General features: G+C 52.4%; 5 protein-coding genes and 3 pseudogenes. 6 read left to right on the forward strand and 2 right to left on the reverse strand.

The genetic code is table 11. The features are described 5' to 3' along the window. Positions 1 to 37 precede the first annotated feature (37 nt). A complete protein-coding gene (locus EQW76_RS28245) occupies positions 38 to 499 on the reverse strand; it encodes a helix-turn-helix domain-containing protein (RefSeq protein ID WP_111222197.1) in 462 nt (153 codons plus the stop codon). 466 nt (positions 500 to 965) lie between these two features. On the opposite strand from EQW76_RS28245, the gene tnpB reads away from it, so the two are divergent. The 6 genes and pseudogenes from tnpB to EQW76_RS28275 all read left to right on the forward strand — a co-directional run bounded on the left by tnpB (position 966) and on the right by EQW76_RS28275 (position 8,012). Then, positions 966 to 1,145: an IS66 family insertion sequence element accessory protein TnpB gene (gene tnpB, locus EQW76_RS28250; protein ID WP_143123508.1), complete on the forward strand. Its 180-nt coding sequence runs from the start codon at positions 966 to 968 to the stop codon at positions 1,143 to 1,145. Positions 1,146 to 1,208: 63 nt separating this feature from the next. Further along, positions 1,209 to 2,795, forward strand: a pseudogene (locus EQW76_RS28255) (IS66 family transposase); the annotation flags it as partial. Positions 2,796 to 2,822: 27 nt separating this feature from the next. Next, positions 2,823 to 3,119 (forward strand): annotated as a pseudogene (locus EQW76_RS30295) (hypothetical protein). A gap of 230 nt (positions 3,120 to 3,349) precedes the next feature. After that, positions 3,350 to 5,098 (forward strand): PAS domain-containing methyl-accepting chemotaxis protein, encoded by a 1,749-nt coding sequence (locus EQW76_RS28265; RefSeq protein ID WP_142832555.1) that lies wholly within the window; start codon positions 3,350 to 3,352, stop codon positions 5,096 to 5,098. A gap of 306 nt (positions 5,099 to 5,404) precedes the next feature. Beyond that, positions 5,405 to 6,343, forward strand: coding sequence for an HD-GYP domain-containing protein (locus EQW76_RS28270; RefSeq protein WP_142832554.1), 939 nt, complete (start codon positions 5,405 to 5,407; stop codon positions 6,341 to 6,343). 214 nt (positions 6,344 to 6,557) lie between these two features. Beyond that, entirely contained in the window at positions 6,558 to 8,012 is a 1,455-nt protein-coding gene (locus EQW76_RS28275; protein ID WP_142832553.1) for a GGDEF domain-containing protein, read from the forward strand. A 300-nt stretch (positions 8,013 to 8,312) separates the two neighbouring features. On the opposite strand, the pseudogene EQW76_RS28280 reads toward EQW76_RS28275, so the two are convergent. Further along, positions 8,313 to 9,112 (reverse strand): annotated as a pseudogene (locus tag EQW76_RS28280) (IS630 family transposase); the annotation flags it as partial.

Consider the following 9,112-nt stretch of genomic DNA (forward strand, 5'->3'; position numbering starts at 1 on the left):
GACGGTTGGATCAGGCATGCCACCGCCGCGGCAGTGTTTACCTGCTGCTTTTTTTTAGAACCCGCTCGATCGATCTGGGATGAAGCTCGATATCGAGTTCCTGGCGGAGCAGCTTGGCCAGTTCCCGGGCGCGAACGGGTTCTCCTGGGCCAAGCTGCGCCTGCAGAAATGCCAGGACTTTGTCGTCGATCTTGTGGGGACGGCGGGGGCCCGGCTTTGTCGGCACCAATCCCGCAATCCCGGCCATGTCGAAGTTCACCTTGGCCTGGTAGTAGGTTGGCCTGGAAACACCGTACTCGTCGGAGGCCTCCGTCACCGAAACCTTGTCGATGGAGACGCGACGCAGCATCTCGTATTTGACCTGCACGGCGTCGTGCGGATCGAAGAACTCGCTGCCCCGAAATTTTGGATCGCGCACCTTCTCGGGGGTGGGATTGAACGTGCCCTCTTCGATGAGGACATCCGTCTTTGTGCGCTTGCTGTCGTACTTCGCAGACATCAATGGCTCCGAGGACACGAAGCGGCGTTAGAGTAATTCTAATTATGACGCATTTTACTACCTCGTCAAGCTGATGCGTATGGTCTATTTGACGAAATGACTCGTAATTGCAGGCATATCCTCTCATAAAAGCGACCTCTTGCGGCATAATCCACTTTACAAATGCGGCATATTTATCCTTACACTTCTGCACGTCAGCGCGGCCCCAATTTGCTCGAAAGGCGCTTCACCAGAGTGGCCAACTCCATTAAGTCGACCACCCGCAAGAGCGATCGTCCGTTGCTCATGACGACCTCAGGATCCAAGCTTACAAGATCAGTCCATTGCGGAGGAACCGACCAAACAGTGGCGTCCTCGGTCTGCAGCAAAAGGCGTTCACCATGCCGGTTGTAGCGCTTGCCGACGCACGGCAATTGTCGTGGGAATAAAGGATGAAACGGATGTGTAACCCGCACTAACTGCGTATCTGCGTTGGCAGTGGCTGCATTCTGTTGTGAGGTACAAGATCTTGCAGAAAGGTCGGTTCCCATGGCCTTCGGCGTCCGACGGGACGGCGCGACTGACGTCGGCCCAACTGGCGATGTTGTGGGAAGGGATCGATTGGCGTCGTCCGGATTGGGGAGCGCCACCGGCTCGTGTCGGGTGATTTTATCCCTCTGAAACCACTCGTTTTTATGGCAATTTCTCCTGACTTATGGTAGTCGGGATCATGTCAAACGCAACGACAAATCTGACCGACGATCCAGCCTTTCTCAAGGCAATGATTGCCGCTTTGCTGGCAGAAAACGCGAAGATGTCGGCGACGTTGCAAGCGCACGACCAGTTAATCCAAACCCTGCGGCTGCGCATCGCCAAGCTGAAGAAACAGGTCTTCGGCAAGTCTTCCGAAAAGATCGAGCGTGAAATCGAGCAGTTGGAACTGGCGCTTGAGGATCTATTGATCTCCGCCGCTGAGGGCAATACGGCCCCGATCGATGAAGCCGATGAGACGCCGTCTGTTGTGCCTCTGGCGCATGCGTCGGAAAAGATCATGCGCCGACGCCCACGCGTGTTCGACAAGGCGGTGCGCGAGCGCCGAGAACTCGATTCCGGCACCTGCTGCCCGGAATGCGGAGGTGAGTTGCGTCTTGTCGGTGAGGACGCCACCGAAATCCTCGACATGATTGCGGCGCAGATGAAGGTGATCGAGGTCGCCCGATTGAAGAAGTCCTGCCGCTGCTGCGAGAAGATGGTGCAGGTGCCTGCGCCCAGCCGTCCGATCCCTGGCAGCATGGCGGGCGCTGGCCTCCTGGCGTACATTCTGGTCTCGAAGTTCGATGATCATTTGCCGCTATACCGTCTGAACGAGATCTTCGCCCGCATGGGCGTCGACATTCCCGACAGCACGATGGGCGATTGGTGTGGTCGCGCCATGCAGGTCCTTCAGCCTCTCATCGAACGGATCGAAACGGCGATCATGGCAAGTGATCTCCTTCATGCGGACGATACCCCGATCCGGGTGCTGGATCGCTCGCTGCGAGACAAAGGGCTGGGGAAAGGCGTGAAGGGCAGGATCTGGACATATGTTCGCGATCAACGTCCCTGGGCTGGAGCCTCCCCGCCGGGTGCAGTCTACTATTTTGCGCCTGACTGGAAAGAAGAGCACGTCCACCGCCATCTCAAGCAATCAAGTGGCATCCTTCAGGCTGACGGCTACAAAGGATACGGGAAGCTGTATTCAGCTGGAGCGGATGGGCTCTCGCGCTTCAAAGAAGCTTCCTGCTGGGCGCATTGGCGACGCGACTTCCACGATATCTGGACATCGAACAAATCCGAGATCGCGCGGGAAGCCCTCGATCGTATCGGTGCGCTCTACGACATAGAGCGAGACATCAACGGTCAGCCTCCCGAGATCCGCCTTGCCGCGCGTCAAAAGCAGAGCAAGCCCAAGGCTGAAGCATTCCGTCTCTGGGCCGAAGCCCAACTGACCCGCATACCAGGCAAGGGTGATCTGGCGGCAGCCTTTCGATATGGTTTGAGCCGATGGTCTTCGCTCTGCCTGTTCCTCGATGACGGCCCTATCGCGATCGACAACAATGCCGCCGAGCGGGCTCTGCGTCCGATAGGCGTTGGAAGACGCAACTGGCTATTCGCAGGAGCCGACACAGGGGCTGAGACCTTGGCGCGGGCCATGACGATCATCGAGACGGCCAAGATGAATGGTCTTGATCCTCAGGCATATCTGACTGATGTGCTCGACCGCATCCACGATCACAAGATCAACCGCCTTGACGAGCTGCTGCCGTGGAACTGGTCTCGTCAAAATCTCCGCCGAGGCAGCCTGATGGCGACAGTCACATACGTCCGTACAATCAAATTTGTTGCCGAAATTCTCGAAGAGGATCAGGAGCTTCTTCAGGCAATCGTCTCCAACGATGATAATCTGAGCTACGGCAGCATCATCTCCGTGTACACAGGAGACGACGAATCCGTGACCGCGCTGACAGACGACGGCATGGACGAGTTGGAGCAGATGCTCAAAGACGCGCGCCGCTCACTCCAAGAATAGAACGACTTCCTCGACAGTTTCGTCGACGACAAGGAACTCGTTGCTCGCATCAAAGCGAACTCTCAGCGGTAACAATCGGGCGGTTACGTTATAAAAAAGACTTTTGGAACTTAAAATCAAAAAACATAAATATACAAAAAGCGAACAATGTAGACGAAATACGAAATATACGTAATGCGATAAGCTACTGCATTAACGCGTTAACTGTCAGGTAACGCGTGGCGACTGATCATGTATGACAAAGAGAAAGTTACGTCGAAAATGTATTGACGCTTTTCAGCTCCGCTGACAGGGGAATCTTGATGGCCTTTATGATAGATCGCGGCGAACGAGCGGTTTTGGCTGCAATCAGCAAATCACAAGCGATGATCGAATTTGATATGTCAGGTAAAATCCTTACTGCGAATTCGAAGTTTTGCCAGGCGCTGGGATACGAAGTGGCAGAGATTGTCGGACAAAATCACAGCATGTTTGTCGACTCAATAGAGGCAGCATCGCCAGAATACCATGCATTTTGGGACAAGCTTCGATTGGGCATATTTGAACAACGCCAATATCGGAGGATAGGAAAGGGTGGGCGCGAAGTTTGGATCGAGGCCTCCTATAATCCGGTATCAAACGGGAGAAAGCCCTTCAAAGTCGTAAAACTCGCGACGGATATAACACAGGCTAAGTTAAAGAGCGCCGATGACGAAGGCAAGATTAAAGCTATATCCCGTGCCCAAGCTGTCATTGAGTTTACGCCCGACGGCAAAATTCTGGATGCCAACGAGACCTTTCTCACAGTTTTGGGCTACAGCTTGCAAGACGTCGTTGGTAAGCATCACGCGATGTTCTGTGATCCGTCTTACACGAAAGGCGATGCGTATGGACTTTTTTGGAAAAGGCTACAAGCGGGTGAGTTCATCGCGGAAGAATTTATGCGGCTTGGTAAGGGTGGAAAGATCGTTTTCATACAAGCGTCTTACAATCCGATTTTCGACCCCGACGGGCGTGTGTTCAAAGTGGTTAAATTTGCCACTGACATAACTCCTCGCGTGAAGAATGTCGGCACGCTTGCCGACGGGCTCCGCTCACTGTCGGAAGGTGATCTCCGCACTGAGCTCGACGCTCCGTTTATTCCGTCGCTCGAGCAGTTAAGGGTCGATTTCAATAACACAGTTTTGAAGCTACGCACGGTAATGGCCGCAGTTGGCCAGAATGCGCAAGCCATTGCGTCCGGTTCTAACGAAATACGATCTGCAGCAGATGATTTGGCAAAGCGAACTGAGCACCAGGCAGCCTCAGTGGAGGAAACTGCTGCCGCATTGGAAGAAATCACCACAACTGTAGCAGACTCAAGTCGAAGAGCGGCCGATGCGGGCAAACTTGTCAGTGACACTCGTAGCAGCGCTGAAAAGTCCGGGCAGATCGTTAGACAAGCTATAAAAGCGATGGGCCACATCGAGTCTTCTTCACGAGAGATCTCAAATATCATCGGTGTTATCGACGACATCGCCTTTCAAACGAATCTCCTAGCTCTGAATGCTGGCGTGGAGGCAGCTCGCGCGGGAGAAGCAGGCAAAGGCTTTGCGGTCGTGGCACAAGAAGTGAGGGAGTTGGCGCAACGGTCTGCTAGAGCGGCTAAAGAGATCAAGGCTTTGATCAACGCCTCTAGTCAACAAGTCAATGACGGCGTCTCGCTCGTAGCTAAGACAGGCGATGCACTTAACGAAATTGTATCCCAGGTGATCGCCATCAATGTCAACGTGACAGCGATCGTTGAATCATCGAGAGAGCAAGCAACAGGCCTGAAAGAAATAAATGTCGCCGTCAACACCATCGACCAAGGAACACAACAAAATGCTGCTCTTGTCGAGCAATCGACGGCAGCTAGTCACGGACTAGCATATGAAGCAGACGCTTTGTTTTCCCTAATTAAGCAGTTCAAAATTGGCAAACCCGTGTCCGGTCCTCGGTCCACTGAGCCAAGTATCCCAGTAGGCAATCCACAGGCATCATCCCCAGCGAACCGTCTCCTCGCTAAAGTTGCCGGAGCTTTTCGCGATTAACAAGCAGTTGCTCATACCAAGGGTGATAGGCCAAAGTGGAGACTCTGTGCGTGTTCAAAACCTTCAAACCTTGTACCAAGTGTAAAACGTCAGACGAGAATTAAAATTCTAAAGCAATTAGACGACACGGGATCTAGAGTTCGGAACATCGCCTTTGATGGGTACGAAAGGCGCTGGTAGGCAGGGCCAGCATGAGCAATATCCGATTCACAGTCGCCGATATATTCAACCGCTAATCTCTCGCCTAAATATTCAACTCAGATCATAACACAAGCCCTGTGTCGCCAGACCAATGGAGCAGCAGAGATGGCAAAACAAGTTGCCCAAGATCAAGTTGAGCAAGGAAGTTCCCAAGCGTGCCCAACCGAAAGATTAGTCAACGCTGCGTTGCGACAAAAAAAGACCCTCACAAATATCGCCAAGCGAAATATGCCTTTGAGGAAGCGTGCTGGGATAGCGGGTCTGTATGCAGAGGTTGCACCTGCTATCATAAAGTTTCCGACATCGAGTAAAGTGATTATGAGCTTTGACGACACGAAATGTCTCAGCTCCACTGTCGTAGAAATCTCCGTTAAAAACCATATTAATAGCGCAACGCTGTCCCTTCAAAATATTTTCCGGGGAGCGCTCAACGGTAGTCCAGTCACAACTGCTAACATGCTGCCAATCGTTGAGGATATCACGCAATCTCAGGCGGTCGGTAAAGCCATGATCTTTCACTTAACTCGGATAAAGTCTAAGGACAGTGCCACTTTCGTCCACTCGATTGCAGTGTCGGCACTAATGATGCGCATGGCGGATCACTTAGGGTTTGACGTTCCAACAACTCAAATTATGGGTGTGGGCGGTTTGCTACACGATATCGGTAAGCTTTTCGTTCCTTCCGACATATTGCAAAAGGAAGGAGCTCTCACGCCTGGAGAGATGCGCACGATGTGCAAACATCCAGCAATGGGCCATGGATTTCTCGGGAGACAGCCAGGGCTGCCGGAGCTCGTTCTCGACGTTTGCAGACATCACCATGAGCGAGTGGACGGAAGCGGCTACCCCGATCGTCTGACGAATTCACAAATCAGCCAATACGCACGAATAGCGGCTATATGCGACGTGTTTGACGCCTTAACCTCGTTGCGTCCCTACAAAAAGCCTTGGACCGTCACTGACGCGATCCGATGGATGTTTCAAAGCAATGGGCATTTTGATCGTCAGCTCTTAGTAGCTTTCTCAGAATGTATCAGAAGCTAAATTCACTTTGCAAAGGCCATTCCAATTAACTGCAATCGGCCATTGCTCGTCCGTATATGTCTGCAGCAGGCGGCCACCTCTAGTACAATTTACAACATTAAGAGGGTATTTATACCAAATAATTGCACTTAGTTACATTACGAATGATGTCATTTACGGCGCCGGAATAGAAACGATCTAGAACCTTAGTGAGGTAGTTGCGCGAAGGTGCCACATGGAGTTCACTCGAAACTTTGAAATAGAGCGCTTGGATAATTCGAGCATATTTGAACTTGCGCCAGTCTCCCTTTGGTTGGAGGACGCCAGTGCCGTTAAGGCGCTGTTCGAGACATGGCAAGCGCGAGGCATGGTATCATTGAGAGAGTATCTGAAGCAGCCTGAGTCTTTAACGCTCTGCCTTTCCAAGCTCAATGTCATAAAAGTAAACAGGAAAACGCTAGATCTTTTCGAAGCGTCCGATTTTTCTGAGTTTTTCGCCGCAATCCCTAGAATACTTAAAGCTCAAAGCCTGGAAGGCATTATCGACCAATGGGTTGAGCTTTGGGACGGCAAGACCAGTTTTTTTGGCCAAACTGTTAACACAACCTTGTCGGGTCGCGACCTGAATGTTCAAATTCGGGGTCATGTGCTACCCGGCCATGAGCGAGACTGGAGCCGAGTGCTCATCGCAATTGAAGACGTAACAGCTTTGGAACAAGCCAGACGTACAGCAAGCGATGTTGCGAGGTACGCACAGGGCTTATTTGAAAATTCTCCGGTTGCGCTATGGGTAAAAGATTTTAGTGCAGTGAAATGTCTGCTGGACAAAGCTCGAGACAAAGGCGTTCTTGATTTGCGGGCTTACTTTGAACATAATTCGGCTTTTAAAAACAGATGCTTAGACGCAGTTCGTATTCTCGACGTAAATGTCCAAGCCATGCGACTTTTTGGTGCCGTTGAAAAGGATAGCCTTCTGAACGATGCGAAGAAACCACGCTGCGGCGGCTACCCTGACGATTTCGTGAATGAAATTCTTGGTCTCTGGAAGGGCAATTTTTTTCAGCAACTCGATACGAGCGACCTCACTCTCGATGGACATGATGTGGACGTGGAGCTCCAACTTAGTGTGATGCCGGGTTATGAGTCGAGTTGGGCCAAGGTCCAAATTGCGCGGATAGACATTACAGAGCGAAAAAAAGCTGAAAAGCAACTGCGTCATGCCGGGACACATGATCCTGTTACAAATCTGCACAACCGTATTTTTTTCGAAAAGCGGCTGAGCGAGCTTCAGGCGTCCTCAATTCGCCCAATTTCATTTCTGATGATGGATCTGAACGGCTTGAAGACGGTCAATGACACCGATGGGCACACTGCTGGTGACTCTCTCTTGAAGAGGATGGGCGAAATACTTACTGTACTTGCCCATGGAGCATTCTTTGCAGCCCGACTTGGTGGCGACGAGTTCGTGTTGGTAATGCCCGGCGCAGAACAAACTGAAGCACAATTAGTGTTTCAGACTTTGGAGAGGCTCGTCAGACTTGACAACCAGTCCAGCGAACGGGGGCTCTTAAGCGTGTCGATAGGAGCTGCAACAACCTGTTTGGACGAACCACTATCAAACACGGTCGATCGTGCAGATAAAATTATGTATCGAGCAAAAGCCTCATACTACGACAAGCGGGTTTCGTAGCCGTAGCCGAGCGCCTTTAGTTAGGTGCAACACGTGAGAACAGGAGCCTGCGGCAGTCGACATTGATATGTGCCGCCACATTTTTCGTCAAGGAAGCAAGCCGATGATGTAGTGTAACGGCCAGTCGGAGAATACGCTGCTTCGCCTCATTTATATCGCGCAACCTATTACGCAGTCTCGACGGAAACAAACGTTTGCCAACCGGCGTCTCCTCAAACGCCGGTTGGCGCCTCCAACGTCAAAAACAGGCAGCTCAAGGGACGTATACATCGCAACAAGAAACATTAGAGCGTTTCCCTTTCATTCTGGATCATATCCGCGGGAGGTGAAGAAGTTTCGGGCTTCTTGAGGTTCAATGAGGTCGATCAGTTTTCCAATCCTGTCCCAAAGGCCTGCCACAGTGCGTTCTGCCGCCTTGCGCAGGAGTGCTTTCAGTTTTGAGAATGCCTTTTCTATGGGGTTGAAGTCGGGGCTGTAGGGCGGCAAGAACAGCATGCGTGCGCCGGCAGTCTCGATCAACGCGCGGGCAGCGGGCCTCTTGTGGCTGGAAAGATTGTCGAGGATGACAACATCGCCAGGCTTCAATGTCGGAACCAGCACCTGTGCGACATAGGCCTCGAACCAGTCTCCGTTTATCGGCCCGTCGATCACGAGCGGCGCAACCATGCCCGTGCTGCGCAAACCGCCACCAGCGTCGTCGTCTTGCGGTGGCCGTGAGGAAAGCCCATTCGCAGGCGCTCTCCCTTCCTGCAGCGTCCATGGCTGCGGGCCATGTTCGTCGCAGTCCAGGTTTCGTCGATAAAGACGAGCTTGGCGGGATCGAGATCCAATTGTTCGTCGAACCAGCGCTGGCGCTGCTCCAAGACATCGGGCCGGCTCTGCTCTATCGCGTGGCCAGTCTTTTTTTACGCGTCTGGCCGTGCCGGACAAGGAAGCGGTGCAAGGCCGACTTGCTGATCGTGATGCCTTGCTCCGCCAACGCGTCGCGGAGTTCAAACAAGGTTCCGTCCCGGTGTTCGGCAAGCCAGGCCATGATCTGTTCCCTATGCGCCTCGGTTTTGCGGGAATTGCGATCCCCGCCAAGCGGGCCAGGTCGCACA

Origin of the sequence: Rhizobium sp. rho-13.1, assembly GCF_007000305.1 — a bacterium.
Taxonomy (GTDB): Bacteria; Pseudomonadota; Alphaproteobacteria; order Rhizobiales; family Rhizobiaceae; genus Rhizobium; species Rhizobium rhododendri.